Here is a 255-nt window from a genome sequence, read left to right on the forward strand (position 1 = left end):
GTGCGTAAGCCGGCTGACCAGCGAGGTTTCGCCGTGCATCCGCGTAGGTGGGTGGTGGAGAGGACCCTGGGCTGGTTGATGTTGCACCGCCGCCTGGCCCGCGACTACGAGACCGATCCCGCCACCGCTGAACACATGATCCGCTGGGCCGCGATCACCGGCATGCTCAACCGCCTCACCCGCGGCGGACCCGCCACCCGCCAACCCCGCCGTACCTTCAACACACCCGAGTAACCCACATCTAAAACGCTCACT

At 66.3% G+C, this 255-nt stretch carries 1 pseudogene; it reads left to right on the forward strand.

Annotated features, from left to right (window positions below):
* Positions 1–234: pseudogene (locus tag AAH979_RS43275) on the forward strand (IS5/IS1182 family transposase); the annotation flags it as partial.
* Positions 235–255: the final 21 nt, after the last annotated feature.

Origin of the sequence: Plantactinospora sp. ZYX-F-223, from assembly GCF_039649625.1 — a bacterium.
In the GTDB taxonomy this organism is placed as follows: Bacteria; Actinomycetota; Actinomycetes; order Mycobacteriales; family Micromonosporaceae; genus Plantactinospora.